Source organism: Bacillus sp. SG-1, assembly GCF_000181495.1.
In the GTDB taxonomy this organism is placed as follows: domain Bacteria; phylum Bacillota; class Bacilli; order Bacillales; family Bacillaceae_B; genus Rossellomorea.
The window spans coordinates 1-16,411 of record NZ_ABCF01000027.1; the positions used below are offsets into that span (position 1 = coordinate 1).

Sequence of the window (16,411 nt, forward strand, 5' to 3'; positions counted from 1 at the left end):
AAAGGTTACCTCACCGACTTCGGGTGTTACAAACTCTCGTGGTGTGACGGGCGGTGTGTACAAGGCCCGGGAACGTATTCACCGCGGCATGCTGATCCGCGATTACTAGCGATTCCAGCTTCATGCAGGCGAGTTGCAGCCTGCAATCCGAACTGAGAACGGTTTTATGGGATTTGCTAAACCTCGCGGTCTTGCTGCCCTTTGTACCGTCCATTGTAGCACGTGTGTAGCCCAGGTCATAAGGGGCATGATGATTTGACGTCATCCCCACCTTCCTCCGGTTTGTCACCGGCAGTCATCTTAGAGTGCCCAACTGAATGCTGGCAACTAAGATCAAGGGTTGCGCTCGTTGCGGGACTTAACCCAACATCTCACGACACGAGCTGACGACAACCATGCACCACCTGTCACTCTGTCCCCCGAAGGGGAAAGCCCTATCTCTAGGGTTGTCAGAGGATGTCAAGACCTGGTAAGGTTCTTCGCGTTGCTTCGAATTAAACCACATGCTCCACCGCTTGTGCGGGCCCCCGTCAATTCCTTTGAGTTTCAGTCTTGCGACCGTACTCCCCAGGCGGAGTGCTTAATGCGTTAGCTGCAGCACTAAAGGGCGGAAACCCTCTAACACTTAGCACTCATCGTTTACGGCGTGGACTACCAGGGTATCTAATCCTGTTTGCTCCCCACGCTTTCGCGCCTCAGCGTCAGTTACAGACCAGAAAGTCGCCTTCGCCACTGGTGTTCCTCCACATATCTACGCATTTCACCGCTACACGTGGAATTCCACTTTCCTCTTCTGTACTCAAGTCCCCCAGTTTCCAATGACCCTCCACGGTTGAGCCGTGGGCTTTCACATCAGACTTAAGAGACCGCCTGCGCGCGCTTTACGCCCAATAATTCCGGACAACGCTTGCCACCTACGTATTACCGCGGCTGCTGGCACGTAGTTAGCCGTGGCTTTCTGGTTAGGTACCGTCAAGGTGCCGCCCTATTTGAACGGCACTTGTTCTTCCCTAACAACAGAGCTTTACGATCCGAAAACCTTCATCACTCACGCGGCGTTGCTCCGTCAGACTTTCGTCCATTGCGGAAGATTCCCTACTGCTGCCTCCCGTAGGAGTCTGGGCCGTGTCTCAGTCCCAGTGTGGCCGATCACCCTCTCAGGTCGGCTACGCATCGTTGCCTTGGTGAGCCGTTACCTCACCAACTAGCTAATGCGCCGCGGGTCCATCTGTAAGTGGTAGCTAAAAGCCACCTTTCCACATTTCCTCATGCGAGGAAATGAACTATCCGGTATTAGCCCCGGTTTCCCGGAGTTATCCCAGTCTTACAGGCAGGTTACCCACGTGTTACTCACCCGTCCGCCGCTGACATCAGGGAGCAAGCTCCCATCAGTCCGCTCGACTTGCATGTATTAGGCACGCCGCCAGCGTTCGTCCTGAGCCAGGATCAAACTCTCCGAAAGAAGTTTGACTTGCTCATTGATGCTGAAACTATGTTTCAGCCTGCTAATTAAAGTGTTAGCAACTTTGTAAGAATCATGTTCTTACTGAATTAACGTTGACGTTTTGAGTTGTTTAGTTTTCAATGTTCAATGCGCTTGTCTGTCGTAAGCGACTTTAATAATATAACACTTTACCAGTTATATTGTCAACATCTTTTTTTAAAAATGTTTTGCCGGCTTTTTTGCCAACGAGAATTATTATACATTCCTCCCATAATAATAGCAAGGGTTAATTTTCATTTCTTTTAATTAAATAGTTTAAAAGAAAGAAGCGAACCAGTCAAAGACCGATTCGCTTCTTTCTTACTATCGTTCTTAAGATATGACTTCTTCTATAAACAAGTCTCTTCTTTTTGCGAGGTCCATGATCTCCCCTGTTTGTTTTATTTGTATCAGAGGACGTGTCATATTCTCTTTTGTTGTGAACATGACTTCACCGGTTTCTCCATTCGTCAGACGGATGATGGTGCCTATCGGCAAATCTGCTGTTACGTCCAATAAGGCTTGTACCACTTGAATATCATACTTGCCAAAGTGATCCTCTTTGATCTGCTCCAGTACCTGAAAAGGAAGCTGCCTGCCTCTGTATATCCTTTCTGAAATCATGGCATGGAAAACGTCTGCTACCGCGATGATTTGCGAGAACAAGTGGATCTTATCATTTTTCTCACCGGTTGGGTAACCGCTGTCGTCTAATCGTTCATGATGCTGAAAGATAGCCAATTTAGTTTCAGGTTTTAAAAGGGAGATATCTTTAACCATTTTGTAGCTGTATACAGGATGCATTTTAATCTCTTTGAATTCAGTTTCTGTCAGAGCTGTCTGTTTTGTGAGGATGGAGACAGGAATCTTAGCCATTCCTGAATCAGCCAGTACCCCTGCAAGGGTCACTTGTAGTTTCTTTCCTGTATCGAGGCCCAGTTTCTTGGCGATTAAACCACTTAGAAGGCCAACCGCAAGTGGATGATGATAGAGATAATCATTTTTGGAGCTATATCGGTGGAGATGGCTAATATTCTTAGGGGTTTGCTCCACAAGTTCCAGTAATGGCAGGATAATGTTTCTTATCTTGGAAATGGAAACCGGCATCCCGGATTGCCAGTTGTGGAATTCGGATTTAAACTCTTGGACTTTATTTAAATAAACTTTTAGGAAACCATCATACATCCGTTTCGGTTGTTCTGATCTGTCTTCAGTTTCCACTGTCTGCTTTGGATTAAATGGAGTTCCATCTGCTTTCGTTTTTTCGACGGATACTTCTTCAATATGAAATGATTGCAATACTTTAATATGTATACCCTGAATTACAGTATTTTTTGGAATGATTGGCAGGGAGACCATTCCTTTAACATCTTGGTCAAGAATGCATCCCTCTTCCACATCACGTACATTTATCTTCATATTTTCACCTCTGTCCTGCGTTCACTTCTTTATTTTACCAGATAACTTGAAGACAGCGTACCGTTTTTATATAAAATTGCATGTATAATAATTTCCTGACCTTAATCAAGTTTACCTTCCTCACAAAAAAATCACTCCCCATAGGTGGAGAGTGATCATAGGTTTTATTCGTTATCCGTTTCGTCAGCAGAATCCTCTGCCGCTTGTTCCGACGATTCTTCTGTCAGGTCTACCGGAATGTCTTCTTCTTTTTCTTCATCTTTTTCTACTTTTGCCACTGTGGCGACGCTGCTGTTTTCATCTAAACGAATCAGCTTCACCCCTTGAGTGTTTCTTCCCGTAATCGAGATATCATTTACATCCATTCTGATCAGGACCCCATGTGCAGTAATCAGCATCAGGTCTTCTTCACCAGTCACAGCTTTCACAGAGATGAGCTCTCCGTTTCTGTCTGTGATGTTGCATGTTTTCAACCCTTTACCGCCACGAGTCTGGATACGGTACTCTTCAGCAGGTGTACGTTTACCGAAGCCTTTTTCCGTAACGACAAGGACGTCATCTTTCTCTTCTAGGATTTCCATGCCGACAACAATATCTTCGGAATCAAGGTTGATTCCTTTTACACCGGTTGCCGTCCGGCCCATTGAACGTACATCTGTCTCAGGGAAACGGATCAGCATTCCTTTTTGTGTACCGATAATGATGTCTTTGCTGCCATCAGTCAACTTAACAGAAATGAGTTCGTCATTTTCCCTTAAGTTAATGGCGATCAGTCCGTTTGTTCTGATATTGGCAAAGTCAGATACCGGCGTACGTTTTGAGATTCCCTGCTTCGTAGTGAAGAACAGGTACCAGTCATCAACGAATTCTTCAATACGGATCATGGCATTGACCCACTCACCTTTATCGACACCAAGCATGTTGATGATTGGAATTCCTTTAGCCGTTCGGCTGAATTCTGGAATTTCGTATCCTTTCGCTTTAAATGCCTTTCCTTTGTTCGTAAAGAAAAGGATGGTGTCATGTGTGGAGGTGGTCAGAAGATGTTCAACGAAATCATCTTCATTCGTTCCCATTCCCTGGATCCCTCGTCCACCGCGCTTCTGGCTGCGGTAAGTGGAAACAGGAAGGCGCTTGATATATCCGTTATGAGTCAGTGTGAGGATAATATTTTCGCGTGGAATCAGATCCTCATCCTCAATCTGTTCAATGCCTCCAGCAACGATTTCAGTACGGCGTTCATCATTGAAGCGTTCTTTGATTTCATTCAATTCTTCACGGATGATTTCCAGTACTTTTTCTTCATCAGCAAGAATGGCCTTTAGTTCAGCAATTAGTTTTACAAGCTCTTGATATTCATTTTCAATTTTATCCCGTTCCAAACCGGTTAAACGCTGAAGTCGCATATCAAGGATAGCTTGTGCCTGCTTCTCACTAAGGGAGAAGTTTTCCATTAATCCTTCACGGGCAATATCCGTTGTTTGAGAGCCGCGGATCAAGGCGATGATTTCATCAATATGGTCGAGAGCAATCCGCAGTCCTTCCAGGATATGAGCACGCGCTTCCGCTTTCTTAAGCTCAAATTCAGTTCTTCTGCGGATAACCACTTTCTGATGCTCTAAATAATAGTATAGGCATTGCTTTAAGTTCAGGACCTTCGGCTGCCCATCTACAAGAGCAAGCAGGTTGATACCAAAGCTTGTCTGCAGCGCTGTCTGTTTGTATAGGTTATTAAGAAGAACATTGGCATTGGCGTCTTTACGGACTTCGATGACGATCCTCATTCCATTACGGTCTGATTCGTCACGAAGGTCTGTAATGCCTTCTATCTTCTTGTCTCTTACAAGATCAGCGATTTTTTCAATAAGCTTAGCTTTATTGACCTGATATGGGATTTCGTCGACAATGATGGTTTCTTTTCCATTTGCCTTTGTTTCAATTCTTACTTTCGCTCTCATCGTGATGGAGCCTTTACCTGATTCATAAGCTCTGCGGATTCCGCTTCTGCCGACGATCATTCCCGCAGTAGGGAAATCAGGGCCAGGGATATAATCCATCAATTCCTGGATCGTGATTTCAGGGTCATGGCTCAATGCAAGCAGTCCGTCAATGACTTCGCCCAGTTGGTGTGGCGGTATGTTGGTCGCCATTCCTACAGCGATTCCGGATGATCCATTCACCAAAAGGTTAGGGAATCGTGAAGGCATTACAATCGGTTCACGTTCCGATCCGTCATAGTTATCCCTGTAGTCGATCGTATCTTTGTTGATATCACGAATGATTTCCATTGATATCTTGGACATTCTTGCTTCTGTATAACGCATGGCTGCTGCTGAATCTCCGTCAACAGACCCGAAGTTTCCATGGCCGTCTACAAGCATATAACGATAGTTGAAATCCTGCGCCATACGAACCATCGTATCGTATACAGCAGTGTCACCGTGCGGATGATACTTACCGATTACTTCACCGACGATACGGGCAGATTTTTTATAAGCTTTATCAGATGTCATTCCCAGGTCATTCATCGCATATAAAATTCTTCGGTGTACGGGTTTTAAACCATCACGTACATCAGGCAATGCACGCGAAACGATAACACTCATTGCATAATCCAGGAAAGATGTACGCATTTCATGGCTTATATTAATTTCTTTTACATTAGAACGTGGTGTTTCCGCCATAATAGAAGGGACCTCCTTTTAAAAGGTATTTAGCTACCTATGTCCACTTTTGTTTCTTTCTCACTCTTTGAAAAAAGGCCGGTTGATTTTCATTCATGGATGCCGATGCCGTCCGCGGGGCAGGGCTGCTCGGCTTCTCAACCGTTCCACTGTCCCATTGAGGTTACTCATCCTTCTCTATCAACCTGAATCTATATTGTCTTTTAAAACTTAAAGTCAGAGATTTTTTCATATATTAGTGCTGTCTCCCTTTGATGGTATAAGGGACTTATGTAAAAGACAGGATAGAAAAAATGCTTCTATCCTGCTGATGAATTAAACGTCCAGGTTTTTCACATATGCAGCATTGTCTTCAATAAAGTTTCTTCGCGGCTCTACTTTGTCCCCCATCAGCATTTCGAACGTTTCATCCGCTTCGATTGCGTCTTCCAGGCTAACCTGCAGAAGCGTTCTATACTCAGGATCCATTGTTGTTTCCCAGAGCTGTGTAGCGTTCATCTCACCTAGACCTTTATAGCGCTGAATTCCCGGCTTTGGCTGTGCTGGCATTTGAGCCAGTGCTTCCTCCAGCTGTTTGTCTGAATAGACATACTCTATCTTCTTACCTTGCTTGATTTGATATAAAGGCGGTTGTGCGATATAAATATATCCCGCTTCGATGATTTGTCTCATGTAGCGATAGAAGAATGTCAGCAGCAATGTACGGATGTGCGCTCCATCGACATCGGCATCAGTCATGATGACGACCTTTTGATAACGGGCCTTGGATATGTCGAAGTCTTCTCCAATTCCTGTTCCCAATGCTGTAATCATGGCACGTACCTCATTGTTGGAAAGAATCTTATCAAGGCGTGCTTTCTCAACATTGATGATTTTCCCTCTCAAAGGCAATATCGCCTGGAAGTGACGATCACGTCCCTGCTTGGCAGAGCCACCGGCAGAGTCTCCCTCAACGATGTATATTTCACTGATTTTAGGGTCCCTTGAAGAGCAGTCGGCCAATTTACCAGGCAAGCTGGAAACTTCCAGGGCACTCTTGCGGCGGGTAAGCTCACGGGCTTTTTTCGCTGCTAATCTCGCTCTGGCTGCCATTAACCCTTTATCGACTACTTTTCTTGCAACAACAGGGTTCTCCAATAAGAAAGACTCGAAATGCTCTGAGAACAGTGCATCGGTAATGGTCCTTGCTTCTGAATTGCCCAGTTTGGTTTTGGTCTGCCCTTCAAACTGCGGGTCTGGATGCTTGATGGATATAATTGCTGTGATACCCTCACGCACATCTTCTCCAGAAAGATTCGCATCACTTTCTTTGTATAAATGATTTTTCCGGGCATAATCATTGATTACACGGGTCAGGGCCGTCTTGAATCCGGATTCATGTGTACCGCCTTCATATGTGTGAATATTATTAGCGAAAGAATAAAGATTGCTCGCAAATCCATCATTGTACTGCAGGGCGATTTCCACGGAAATATTATCTTTTTCACCTTCAATATAGATAGGCTCTTCATGGACAACTTCTTTTGAACGATTCAAATGTTCCACATATGACTTGATTCCGCCCTCATAGTGGTATTCATTCTTTTTATCTTCCACCCGATTATCTTCAATGATGATTTTGATTCCTCTGTTCAGGAATGCCAGCTCACGCAATCGGTTAGCAAGGATGTCATATTCGTATTCCGTTGTTTCAGTGAAAATTTCAGGATCAGGTTTAAAGTGGATGATTGTTCCTGTTACATCTGATTCTCCTGTTACTTTTAAGTCACCGCTCGGCACACCTTTTTCGAATTTCTGATAATGGATTTTGCCATCACGGTGTACAAATACCTCTAATTCAGTGGACAGGGCATTAACGACCGATGCACCCACTCCATGAAGACCACCTGAAACTTTATATCCTCCGCCACCGAACTTACCACCGGCGTGGAGAACCGTCATGATGACTTCCACAGCAGGTCTTCCCATCTTCTCATGGATACCGACCGGGATTCCGCGTCCGTTATCTTGTACGGTTATGCTATTATCCTTTTCAATGCTTACCTTGATTTCAGAACAGTAGCCCGCAAGCGCCTCATCGATACTGTTATCGACGATTTCCCACACCAAGTGATGCAGCCCTTTGGAACTAGTGGAACCGATATACATCCCGGGACGCTTTCTTACCGCTTCCAAACCTTCTAAAACCTGTATCTGATTCTCATCATAAGATTGTCTTTGTTCTTGTTCCATTGTCAAACCAATTCACCTACACTTCCTGTGCATGTAATCATGCTTGAATATAAAATGTTTAGTAATTCCTCTATCTATTTAAAAGATTGTCATGGGTATTCCATTTTTTTGAACGCTTCTTCAATGTGGTGGATGCCAATGGTGAAAGATAAAGCTGGTCCACGGTGACCACCAGAGACTTATATGTACCTTTGGCCAGGTTACTCGTCTGTTTTTCTTTCTTTTTCAAAAATAATTGCATTTCTTCCGAAAACTGGACAGTATCCTTGTCGAGAATCGCAACAATTTCATCTGTTCTTACCATCACATCTTCCCCAACATGAATATACATGGAAACACCTCACTTCACTCTCTCTATATGACCTGTTTCAACTTCAAAGGTTGTAGCATCATTCAGTGTCTGATGATCGATGCCGTCAACACTCGTGGTTGTTACAAATGTTTGGACTTTTCCTTGGATTGTATTTAATAAATGGGACTGTCTGAAATCATCTAATTCAGACAATACATCATCTAAAAGCAAGATTGGATATTCTTTTATCTCCGAATGGATCAGCTCTATTTCGGCAAGCTTCAAGGAAAGGGCGGTTGTTCGCTGCTGTCCCTGTGAACCGAATGTCTGGACATCCCTATCGTTGACAAAGAATTGGAGGTCATCGCGGTGAGGGCCGGCAAGCGTCACACCTCTGTCTATCTCACGCTGCCTGATAGTGTGAAACTTTTCAGCTATTATGTCTATCATTTTCGACCAATCTTGATCATCGCATACATCAATAGAGGGCTTATATTGAATATCAAGTGTTTCAAGACCCCTTGATATACCTGAATGGATCGGACGTGCCCATTCTTGCAGAAGCTCTATGAATTCGAACCGCTTCCTGATTATCTTGGCAGAGACCTCTGTCAGCTGCTCTGTCAGGACATCCAGCATCGTTTCATCCTTCTGCTTCCTCGTCTGAAGCATTTTCAGATAATGATTCCGCTGTTGAAGGATCTTCTGGTATAACGCGATATCATGCAAATAGACAGGGGATACCTGCCCGATTTCCATATCAATAAAACGACGCCTTACTTGAGGGCTCCCTTTTACAAGGTGGAGATCTTCAGGCGCAAACATGACGACATTCATATTTCCAACATACTGGCTTAATTTCTTTTGTTCAATATGATTGGACTTGGCTTTCTTTCCTTTTTTGGAGATGACTAATTCCAAGGGAAGCGAGCCATTATGTTTTTTAATCCTACCTTTTATTTTAGCATATTCCTCATCCCAGCGTATCAAATCTTTATCATTTGATGTCCTGTGGGATTTTGCCATCGCCAAAACATATATCGACTCCATGATATTAGTCTTTCCCTGGGCATTTTCACCCAGTATGACGTTCACATTGTTTTCAAAAGAGATATCAACGGAGTCATAGTTCCGATAATTTTTGAGCTGTATTTCTTCAATGTACATGTACAGACATCCTCTTATTTTTCGTCAGAGATGATGAAAGCCCCATTTTCTTCAATTTCGACTCTGTCTCCAACCCTCAATTTTCTTCCTCTTCTTTGGTCTTGCTCCCCGTTAACGAATACTTCATATTCGCTCAGAAACCACTTGGCCATTCCTCCTGATTGAATGAGTTCTGCAAGCTTCAGGAATTGTCCCAATGTAATATATTCAGTATCTATTGCAATTTGCTTTTCCACGATACATCACTACTTTCCGACATTAATATCTAATAATATATTTTACTATATTTTCACCTTAATACAAAACACAACCTGTGTTCCCCTCTCTACCCCTATACCGGCAGTACTTTAATACTTTAAATCACTGAAAGGGACAGTCCCTCTTAGTGCTTTAAAGTGATAAAGCATTTGTTCCCACAATTGTTCACTCCTTAAGTTCTGCAGGACAGGTGAAATCCCCTTGCGAACTGTCTTCCCGTTGAATCAACTGGTTACAACACTAATAATTCTCACCGTAAAAGAAAAAGAGACTGGCTATATAACTCTTGAACGGTGTTATAAAGCCAGTCAAATTTATTTGTGATTAATACGTTCTTACCGGCAGGATCAACTGCAGTATGGAATCATCATGAAGAGGTTTGATGACGAAAGGTCTCATCGCGCCTGTAAAGTTGATATGAATTTCAGTTCCTTCTAACGCTTTTAGAGCATCCATCATGTATTTAGCACTAAAGGAAATTTTCAACTCTTCTCCCTCAATGGATTGACTTTGGACTTCTTCTATAACTTTTCCAATTTCTGGGGTATTAGAAGAAATTTCAACAAAGCCTTGTTCAATTGTAGATAGTTTGACAACGTTATTTCTTCCCTCTCTCGCCAATAGCGAAGCACGGTCAATGGCCTGAAGAAACTCTTTTGTCGTCAGGGTCAGTTCCGTTTTGCTCTCATTTGGAATCAAACGGCTAGTGTCAGGATAATTTCCTTCCAGCAACCTGGAGAAAAACATTAAATGTTTTGCCTTGAATAGAACTTGGTTATCCGTAATGACAATTTCAACTAATTCTGAGTTGTCATCCAGGATTTTACTCAGCTCTGTCAAACTTTTGCCTGGAATAACAATGTTGTATTCTTTTCCGTTGTCATTCTCAAGCGGTGCTTTTCTCATTGCCAGACGATGGCTGTCTGTTGCAATACAGTTTAGTTCCCCGTTTTCGACCTTCCAGTTTACACCTGTCAAGATGGGGCGTGTTTCTGAGGTGGACACCGCGAACACAGTCTGTCTGATCATTGTTTTTAACAAATCAGTAGGAACCTTCAAAGCATTTCCTTCTTCAATTTGCGGCAGATGAGGATATTCTTCAGGATCTAAGCCGTTCAAGTTAAATTCTGCTTTTCCTGAGCGAATGACTGTTTGTAAATGATTTTGAACTTCAATTTCAACAGTATCCATAGGAAGTTTTTTGACGATTTCACTGAAGAACTTCGCTTGAAGTACGATTCCGCCTGTTTCGAGAACTTCTACAATCTCATTGCCTTCTTCTTCTTTTGGGATAAAAGACTCGATTGAAATATCTGAATCACTTCCTGTTAGTGTGACTCCTTCTTCATTCGCAATAATTTTAATACCAGTAAGAATCGGAATTGTTGTTCTGGACGTTACAGCTTTCATTACATCTCCGACACTTTGTACGAGATCGTCCCTTTGGATAACAAATTTCATTATCTTTTCCTCCAGTTTGAACATAATTTTTTTACTGCAGCATATACTAATATATTTATAAAAAAATAGTACTAGTAGTAATAGGGCCTGTTAGTATGTGGATAAGTACAAAAAACGAAAGTAAACACAGCCTATCCACATGTGGACAGACTGTGTAAAAACATGACCAAGTTATTAACAGTATTAAGGATAACTCTTTATTTAATTTTTCAGGAGATCCCTGATTTCTTTCAGCTGGTGCTGGAAAGTGGAATCAGATCCGAGCATCTTCGAAATCTTCTCATGGGCATGAATGACAGTGGTGTGGTCCCTGCCTCCGAACTCTTCTCCGATTTTAGGAAGTGAAAAATCCGTCATTTCCCTGGATAGATACATGGCGATCTGCCTTGGGAATGCTATGGATTTCGTCCGCTTCTTCGCTTTGAAATCTTCCATTCTAACATTGAACTGCTCACCGACAACCCTCTGGATATCAGCAATTGTAATCACTTTTGGTTTTGAACTAGGAATGATATCTTTTAATGCTTCCGCCGCAAGATCGGCATTGATATCTTTATTGATCAGCGAAGAATAAGCGACGACTCTGATCAAAGCACCCTCAAGCTCACGGATGTTGGAATCTATTTGATTGGCGATATATAACATGGCTTCATTAGGAATATCGAGGCCTTCCGCTTTAGCCTTCTTTCTTAAGATGGCAATCCTGGTTTCAAGATCGGGAGGTGTGATGTCAGTGATCAACCCCCATTCAAAACGGGAACGGAGCCTGTCTTCAAGAGTTGGAATCTCTTTTGGAGGCCGGTCACTAGAAATAACAATTTGCTTGCTTTCTTCATGCAGCGTATTGAACGTGTGGAAGAATTCTTCCTGAGTTTGTTCTTTGCCGGCAAGAAATTGAATATCATCAATCAATAGGACATCGACATTACGATATTTATTGCGGAAATCTACTGCTTTATTGTCTCGAATGGAATTAATGAATTCATTCGTAAATTTTTCAGATGATAAATAAACGACTTTTGCTGCCGGATTATGCTCAAGTACATAATGGCCGATTGCATGCATTAAGTGGGTTTTGCCCAGTCCTACTCCTCCATAGATAAACAGGGGATTGTAGGCTTTTGCCGGAGCTTCTGCAACAGCAAGTGATGCAGCATGAGCAAAGCGGTTCCCGGATCCAATGACGAAGGTATCGAACATATATTTAGGATTGAGCATATTTTGCTGAAATTCCTGACCATCATCATTATCAACGACTTTTTTAGGAGGTACAGGTATATCAAATTCTTCCGGTTCCTGGTTTTGCGGGATAATAAATTTAACAATGAGTTCTTCACCAGTAATCTCTAATAAAACATCGGAAATTAATTGAGAATACCTTCCTTCCAGCCAATCTCTTGCAAATTCATTGGGAGCGGTGATGACGAGTGTATCTCCTTGTATGGAATGAGCTTTGGTTGATTTAAGCCATGTATCAAAGCTTGGCTTACTGATCTTTTTCTCTATATTCGAAAGGGCTTTATTCCATAAGTCCCCTATATTCTCCAAACTGGTCCCCTCCTTTTCCTCTAAGAGTATGTACAATGATTGTACAACCTGACTCCCTAGTGAATGTCTGTGATTAATAAAAATACAAAACTATGAATGTGGAAAAAAATATATATAGGAAGAAAAACGGTTATTCGACAATATCCACCTTTTGTGGACAACCTTTTACAAAGGCTCTGTATAAACTATCCACAAGTTATCCACCAACTGTGGATAACGCATTTTACCAACAATAGTAATTCAGAGTGAAAACACAATAATCATATCAGAATATCCTTGCGGTTGCAATGGCTTTTAAAGTTTATCCACAATACCTCATTCTTGTTGAAAAAACTTTTCCACAGGGTATTTATATGTGAAAAAGGTGTCAATATGTGTTGTGGATAGTTTATTTTCATGTCGAAAAATATCCACATATAGTGTTCGGAGCGAAAATCATATTTTTTGGTCAACGATTGTAAAATGGTTTGAAATTGTTCGGCGGCCAAAAAACATTTTTTTATTTTTAACTTATTTTCAGAAATAATTCGGGGAATTAGTGATTAATAAAAAAGAGCAGCTTTGTTATTGTAAAAGCTATTTCTATGTTTTTTAATAAGGCTTTTCGTTTAGATTGTTGCTTTCGGAAGAATCCCTGCTACCGGATTTTTCCCCTGGTTACTGAACAGGGAGAGTAGCTCTTTTCTTCAAGAAAGAGCCTTTGATAAATAGCTGGCAGATTTGCACTCCAGGTGCGTGACTTAGCGGGGGCGATGAACCAAAAAGCGAACACGGCCGTTCAGCGACGAACAGATTTTAGGGCTCTAGTCTTGTATTTCAAACGCTGTTTTCGTATATATTGTTGCTCTCAGAAAATCCAAAGAGCCGGATTTTTCCCTTGGAGACTAGGGCTTTTTTCTCTGAACAAGGTGAATTAGCTCTTTTCTTCTTATTTATCAGCTATTTCTGGTTAATTAAGTAAGTATTTTTTACAGTTTGTATTAAATAGCAACAAAGTTTACGAAAAGAGCCATTTCAAAAGACACAATACGCAACCATTGCTGCTTTGGTAGTTTAGATATTTTCTCTTCAGGCGGTAAGCCTAAATAAAATATGCCTTCATGAAATAGTGTTCATGATTAATTTTAAATTTCTGAGTGAGAATTAAAGAGGAAAAGACAAGATTGAGACCTAAGCGCAGTTTTATTCTGGTATAGGCAGGGAAGTTGAGGTCGAGTTTGATTCCAGATCAGATTAGGGGCAAAGAGAGGAAAGAAGCGGAAACTAAGAAACCAATCCTGCCGAGGAGTAAAAAAAATTGCCAACGCAGTACCCTCATTAATTGAACGTAAGGGTCATAATATAGAACAATACTGGAACAAATGGTTACTATCATCGGGCTGCGATTCATCAAATCGAAAAAAAGGAAGTTTACCACTCATGCAACTCATAAGGGGAGGAAGTTCAACATTCAGAATATCACTGGTATCAAATAAAAAAATCATATTTTACCATTCCTAAATACAGGTGGAGTGGTATTGACAATTTTTGTCCCTCTCTTTATAATTGAAAAGACTGTCTATAACCTATAATTTTATCCATTCCTTTAGGGAGGTGTCATATATGAAAAGAACGTTCCAACCAAATTCTCGTAAAAGAAGCAAAAACCACGGTTTCCGTGCACGTATGAGCTCTAAAAACGGCCGTAAAGTTCTAGCTCGCCGTCGTCAAAAAGGAAGAAAAGTATTATCTGCCTAGGCCACTGAATTTATCAGTGGTCTTTTTTCAATTATTGCAGGAAAAACTTCAGGATCTGCCCGAAGAAGGGGAATAAGATTTCTTTGCAAAGGCGGATGAGCGGAAGTATAAAACTTTCTATAATAGAGAAAACAGATAACAGATTTACTTTTAGAAAATAGCAGGTGGGTAAATGCGAAAAGAACAACGAGTCAAAAAAAATATTGAGTTTCAAGAGGTCTTCAAGAAGGGGACATCGATTGCCAACAGACAGTTTGTCGTTTACAAACTGCATAAAGAGGATCAGCAATATTTCAGAATTGGTCTTTCTGTCAGCAAGAAAATTGGAAACGCTGTCGTCCGTAATCAAATTAAACGATACATCAGACAGGTATTCCTGGAACTGAAAGATGAAGTTAAAAATAACTATGATTATGTTATTATCGCCAGAAAACCGGCGGCCGATATGGATTTTCATGAAATCAAAAAAAGTATGATCCATGTATTGAAGAAAAGCAAAGCCTTACGAGTAAGTCAGCAAACGCAGACTGACAAAAGGAGATAGAAAAATCGTAAGAACTTAGACAAGTTTCTACAGCATAGTAACTATAAAAAATGTTACAATATCTCTGTGTTTGCACAAGTTCCGATGATTGAAAAACAGATGATCGGGATGATTGATGGACAAGCCAGGTTGTCCAAGATAAAAAGAATTAGGGAGGAAGCAGAGGGTGAAAAAAAGATTTTTAGCCGTGCTGGTTTTGATTGGGCTTGTAACAGTCTTGTCAGGCTGCATGGAATATAACCAACCGATTACAGAGGATAATACCGGTTTTTGGAATGAATATATTGTCTATCCTCTTTCATTATTAATTATAAAAGTTTCCGAGTTTTTTGATGGAAGTTACGGATTAGGTATCATCATCGTTACATTGATTATCCGTTTGGCGATCCTGCCATTGATGATCAAACAGACGAAAAATTCAAAAGCGATGCAGGCACTTCAGCCAGAGATGCAGAAGCTTCGTGAAAAATACAGCTCAAAAGACGCACAGACACAGCAAAAGTTGCAGCAGGAAACAATGGGGCTTTTCCAAAAGCATGGAGTTAATCCGCTGGCAGGATGTTTCCCGTTAATCGTGCAGATGCCGATTCTGATTGGTTTCTACCATGCAATCGTCCGTACTGAAGAAATCAAAAACCATACTTTCTTATGGTTTGACCTTGGACAGCCGGATCCGTTGTACCTTCTGCCGCTAATTGCTGGTGTAACAACGTTCATTCAGCAAAAAATGATGATGGCAGGAACAGCGAATCAAAATCCACAAATGGCCATGATGCTTTATATCATGCCAGTAATGATTATCATCTTTGCAATCAACTTCCCAGCAGCTCTTTCTTTATACTGGGTAGTCGGTAACATCTTCATGATCATTCAAACGTACTTCATTAAAGGTCCGGATATCAAAGAACAGAAGGAACTTGCCAAAAATGGAGGAGCGAAAAAGTGAGAGAAGTAACTGCTACTGGTCCATCGGTCGAAGAAGCAGTAGAATCCGCACTAGCTCAATTGAATATCACCAGGGAAGAAGCAGAAATTGCAGTAAAGGATGAGGGGAAAAAGGGGTTTTTTGGTCTTTTTGGATCCCGTCCTGCAACAGTTCTTGTTAAAAAGGTTATCAATCCTTTCGATGAAGTGAAGAAATACTTGGTTTCTGTCAGCAACATGATGGGAATTGATGTTGAAGTTGAAATGAAAGTGGAAGGCCGTAATGCGGAATTTCAATTGTCAGGTGAAAAAATTGCCTTGCTGATCGGTAAGAGGGGTCAGACATTGAATTCCCTTCAACACTTGGCTGGTCTTGTCGCCAATCGTTATTCTGATCAATTTTTAACAGTCGTTCTAGATGCTGAAAATTATCGTGAAAGAAGAAAACAAACTCTATCGAACCTGGCAGAAAGACTTGCAGAGAAAGCGGTAAGAACCAATCGAAAAGTCTCATTGGAACCCATGCCGTCTTACGAACGTAAAGTGATTCATTCTGCTTTGGTAAGATCGAAAAAAGTTGATACATTTTCAGAAGGCTCTGAACCAAATCGCTACATCGTCATTGCACCAAAAAGATAATAGACAAACACATCCAGGTTGTT

At 41.6% G+C, this 16,411-nt stretch carries 12 protein-coding genes and 1 rRNA gene; 4 read left to right on the plus strand and 9 right to left on the minus strand.

Annotated features, from left to right (window positions below):
* The 9 genes from BSG1_RS11870 to dnaA form a co-directional block, all read right to left on the minus strand.
* A 16S ribosomal RNA gene (locus BSG1_RS11870) occupies window positions 1–1,462 on the minus strand; the annotation flags it as partial.
* Between the two features lie 354 nt (window positions 1,463–1,816).
* Window positions 1,817–2,902, minus strand: a complete 1,086-nt coding sequence (locus BSG1_RS11875; protein ID WP_006837284.1) for an HD-GYP domain-containing protein — start codon at window positions 2,900–2,902, stop codon at window positions 1,817–1,819.
* Window positions 2,903–3,066: 164 nt separating this feature from the next.
* Window positions 3,067–5,586, minus strand: coding sequence for a DNA gyrase subunit A (gene gyrA / locus BSG1_RS11880; RefSeq protein ID WP_006837285.1), 2,520 nt, complete (start codon window positions 5,584–5,586; stop codon window positions 3,067–3,069).
* 315 nt (window positions 5,587–5,901) lie between these two features.
* A complete protein-coding gene (gyrB, locus tag BSG1_RS11885) occupies window positions 5,902–7,818 on the minus strand; it encodes a DNA topoisomerase (ATP-hydrolyzing) subunit B (protein WP_006837286.1) in 1,917 nt (638 codons plus the stop codon).
* A 70-nt stretch (window positions 7,819–7,888) separates the two neighbouring features.
* Window positions 7,889–8,149, minus strand: coding sequence for an extracellular matrix regulator RemB (gene remB, locus BSG1_RS11890; protein ID WP_006837287.1), 261 nt, complete (start codon window positions 8,147–8,149; stop codon window positions 7,889–7,891).
* 9 nt (window positions 8,150–8,158) lie between these two features.
* Complete coding sequence (recF, locus tag BSG1_RS11895; protein ID WP_006837288.1) at window positions 8,159–9,277, minus strand: DNA replication/repair protein RecF; 1,119 nt, start codon at window positions 9,275–9,277, stop codon at window positions 8,159–8,161.
* A 14-nt stretch (window positions 9,278–9,291) separates the two neighbouring features.
* Window positions 9,292–9,513: a S4 domain-containing protein YaaA gene (yaaA, locus tag BSG1_RS11900; RefSeq protein ID WP_006837289.1), complete on the minus strand. Its 222-nt coding sequence runs from the start codon at window positions 9,511–9,513 to the stop codon at window positions 9,292–9,294.
* A 346-nt stretch (window positions 9,514–9,859) separates the two neighbouring features.
* A complete protein-coding gene (gene dnaN, locus BSG1_RS11905; protein WP_006837290.1) occupies window positions 9,860–10,996 on the minus strand; it encodes a DNA polymerase III subunit beta in 1,137 nt (378 codons plus the stop codon).
* A gap of 201 nt (window positions 10,997–11,197) precedes the next feature.
* Window positions 11,198–12,544 carry a chromosomal replication initiator protein DnaA gene (dnaA, locus tag BSG1_RS11910; protein ID WP_006837291.1) on the minus strand — a complete coding sequence of 449 codons (1,347 nt, stop codon included), beginning with the start codon at window positions 12,542–12,544 and terminating at the stop codon, window positions 11,198–11,200.
* Between the two features lie 1,602 nt (window positions 12,545–14,146).
* Here dnaA and rpmH point away from each other — a divergent pair.
* The 4 genes from rpmH to jag all read left to right on the plus strand — a co-directional run bounded on the left by rpmH (window position 14,147) and on the right by jag (window position 16,388).
* Window positions 14,147–14,281, plus strand: coding sequence for a 50S ribosomal protein L34 (gene rpmH / locus BSG1_RS20375; protein WP_006837292.1), 135 nt, complete (start codon window positions 14,147–14,149; stop codon window positions 14,279–14,281).
* 172 nt (window positions 14,282–14,453) lie between these two features.
* Window positions 14,454–14,825 carry a ribonuclease P protein component gene (rnpA, locus tag BSG1_RS11915; protein ID WP_006837293.1) on the plus strand — a complete coding sequence of 124 codons (372 nt, stop codon included), beginning with the start codon at window positions 14,454–14,456 and terminating at the stop codon, window positions 14,823–14,825.
* Window positions 14,826–14,991: 166 nt separating this feature from the next.
* Complete coding sequence (gene spoIIIJ, locus BSG1_RS11920) at window positions 14,992–15,771, plus strand: YidC family membrane integrase SpoIIIJ (RefSeq protein WP_044022813.1); 780 nt, start codon at window positions 14,992–14,994, stop codon at window positions 15,769–15,771.
* Window positions 15,768–16,388 (plus strand): RNA-binding cell elongation regulator Jag/EloR, encoded by a 621-nt coding sequence (gene jag, locus BSG1_RS11925; protein WP_006837296.1) that lies wholly within the window; start codon window positions 15,768–15,770, stop codon window positions 16,386–16,388. Before spoIIIJ ends, jag begins: the two co-directional genes overlap by 4 nt.
* Window positions 16,389–16,411 lie beyond the last annotated feature (23 nt).

Bases quoted from the DNA above. Each gene is read 5' to 3' on its own strand.
- recF (WP_006837288.1), bottom strand. From the start codon at position 9,277: ATGTACATTGAAGAAATACAGCTCAAAAATTATCGGAACTATGACTCC.
- rnpA (WP_006837293.1), top strand. From the start codon at position 14,454: ATGCGAAAAGAACAACGAGTCAAAAAAAATATTGAGTTTCAAGAGGTC.
- gyrA (WP_006837285.1), bottom strand. From the start codon at position 5,586: ATGGCGGAAACACCACGTTCTAATGTAAAAGAAATTAATATAAGCCAT.
- dnaN (WP_006837290.1), bottom strand. From the start codon at position 10,996: ATGAAATTTGTTATCCAAAGGGACGATCTCGTACAAAGTGTCGGAGAT.
- BSG1_RS11875 (WP_006837284.1), bottom strand. From the start codon at position 2,902: ATGAAGATAAATGTACGTGATGTGGAAGAGGGATGCATTCTTGACCAA.
- rpmH (WP_006837292.1), top strand. From the start codon at position 14,147: ATGAAAAGAACGTTCCAACCAAATTCTCGTAAAAGAAGCAAAAACCAC.
- gyrB (WP_006837286.1), bottom strand. From the start codon at position 7,818: ATGGAACAAGAACAAAGACAATCTTATGATGAGAATCAGATACAGGTT.
- remB (WP_006837287.1), bottom strand. From the start codon at position 8,149: ATGTATATTCATGTTGGGGAAGATGTGATGGTAAGAACAGATGAAATT.